2 protein-coding genes are annotated in these 2,400 nt (G+C 68.9%); both read left to right on the forward strand.

The annotated features are described in order from the left end of the window. A partial coding sequence (zwf, locus tag J1902_RS18895; protein WP_242702228.1) for a glucose-6-phosphate dehydrogenase occupies positions 1 to 1,526 on the forward strand: 1,526 nt, incomplete at its 5' end. Next, positions 1,523 to 2,400 (forward strand): glucose-6-phosphate dehydrogenase assembly protein OpcA (locus J1902_RS18900; protein ID WP_207617910.1); only part of this gene is annotated, 878 nt, incomplete at its 3' end. The genes zwf and J1902_RS18900, both read left to right, overlap by 4 nt.

Here is a 2,400-nt window from a genome sequence, read left to right on the forward strand (position 1 = left end):
CCGGGTACCGCAATCCCCTCCGGGATCCGCGGGACCGGCGCCTGAACCGCATCGCCGGGCCGTCGTCGTTGGTGTTCTTCGGAGTCACCGGCGACCTCGCCCGCAAGAAACTCATGCCCGCGGTCTATGACCTTGCCAACCGTGGCCTGCTGCCGCCGAGCTTCGCCCTGGTGGGCTTCGGGCGCCGCGAGTGGGACAACGAGGACTTCGCCGCCGAGGTGAAGGAGAACGTCAAGGCCCACGCGCGCACCAGGTTCGACGAAGCCGTCTGGGAGCAGCTGGCCTCGGGCATCCGCTTCGTCCGGGGAGAGTTCGACGACGACGACGCCTTTGAGCGTCTCGGCGACACCCTGGATGAACTCGATGAGACCCGCGGAACCCGCGGGAACCACGGCTTCTACCTGTCGATCCCGCCCAAGGCCTTCGAGCAGGTGTGCCGGCAGCTCTCCAAGCACGGCCTCGCCCAGGCGAAATCCGGGCAGTGGCGGCGCGTGGTCATCGAAAAGCCCTTCGGGCACGACCTCGAGTCGGCCCGGCAGCTCAACGACATCGTGGAATCCGTGTTCCCGCAGGACGCCGTGTTCCGGATCGACCACTACCTCGGCAAGGAAACGGTCCAGAACATCCTGGCCCTGCGCTTCGCCAACCAGCTGTTCGAACCCCTGTGGAACGCGAACTACGTGGACCACGTCCAGATCACCATGGCCGAGGACATCGGCACGGGCGGCCGCGCCGGGTATTACGACGGCGTGGGCGCTGCCCGCGACGTCATCCAGAACCACCTGCTGCAGCTCCTGGCCTTGACCGCCATGGAGGAGCCCATCTCCTTCAACGCCGACGACCTGCGGGCCGAGAAGGAAAAGGTCCTGGCGGCGGTCAAGCTGCCGGAGGACCTCTCCACGCACTCCGCGCGCGGCCAGTTCACGGGCGGCTGGCAGGGCGGCGAGCAGGTGCAGGGCTACCTGGACGAGGACGGCATCCCCGCCGACTCCAAGACGGAAACCTTCGCCGCGATCCGCGTGGACATCAACACCCGGCGCTGGAACGGCGTGCCGTTCTACCTGCGCGCAGGCAAACGCCTGGGACGGCGCGTCACGGAAATCGCCGTGGTGTTCAAGCGCGCCCCCAACCTGCTCTTCCGCGACCACAGCGAGGACGACTTCGGCCAGAACGCCGTGGTCATCCGTGTCCAGCCGGACGAGGGTGCGACCATCCGTTTCGGTTCCAAGGTCCCGGGCACGCAGATGGAGGTCCGCGACGTCACCATGGACTTCGGCTACGGCCACTCGTTCACCGAGTCCAGCCCCGAAGCCTACGAGCGGCTGATCCTGGACGTCCTCCTGGGCGAGCCGCCGCTGTTCCCGCGGCACGCCGAAGTGGAGCTGTCCTGGAAGATCCTTGACCCGTTCGAGGACTACTGGGCCGGCCTGGATGAACAGCCGCAGCCGTATGCCCCCGGCAGCTGGGGCCCCGCCTCGGCCGAGGAACTCCTTGCCCGCGACGGACGAACCTGGAGAAGGCCATGATCGTAGACCTGCCCGACACCACCACCTCCAAGATCTCCAAGAAGATCACGGCCCTGCGCGAGCAGGGCGGCGTGATCGCCCTGGGACGGGTGCTCACCCTCGTGGTGGTCACCAAGTCCGGCCTGGAGGAGGAAGCCATCGAGGCGGCCAACGAGGCCAGCCTCGAACACCCCTGCCGCATCATCGTCCTCGCCGACGCCGGAGCCGAAGCCCCGGACCGCCTGGACGCCCAGATCCGGGCAGGCGGCGACGCCGGTGCCTCCGAGGTGATCGTGCTCCGCGGCTTCGGCCAGCTCGCCCACGAAAGCGAATCGCTCGTGGCCGCGCTGCTGCTGCCGGACGCACCGATCGTGGCCTGGTGGCCGCACGGCGCCCCGGAAAGCGCCTGCGAAACTTCCATCGGACGCATCGCCCACCGCCGGATCACCGATTCCGCCAACGAGCCGGACCCGGCCCAGGCCCTGGAGAACATCCGCTCCACCTACAAGGCCGGCGACACCGACCTGGCCTGGACCCGCCTGACCAACTGGCGCATGCAGCTGGCCGCCGTCTTCGACCAGATGGACGCAGACCCCGTCTCGGCCATCGCCGTCGAAGGCGCCTCGGACTCCCCCAGCACCCTGCTCCTGGCGGCCTGGCTCACCCGGGCACTCGAAGCACCCGTCACGATCGTGGCCGATCCCGCGGGGACCGGCATCCGCCGCGTCCGCCTCACCCGCTCCAGCGGCGACGTCCAGCTCTTCCGCCCCGGCCTGTCCGTGGCGGAACTGACCCAGCCCGGCCAGCCCACGCAACGGATCTCCCTGCCACGCCGCAGCCTCAAGGACTGCCTCGCCGAAGAACTCCGCCGCCTCGACCCCGACGAAGTCTTCGG

Origin of the sequence: Arthrobacter cavernae, from assembly GCF_017368795.1 — a bacterium.
Classification (GTDB): Bacteria; Actinomycetota; Actinomycetes; order Actinomycetales; family Micrococcaceae; genus Arthrobacter; species Arthrobacter cavernae.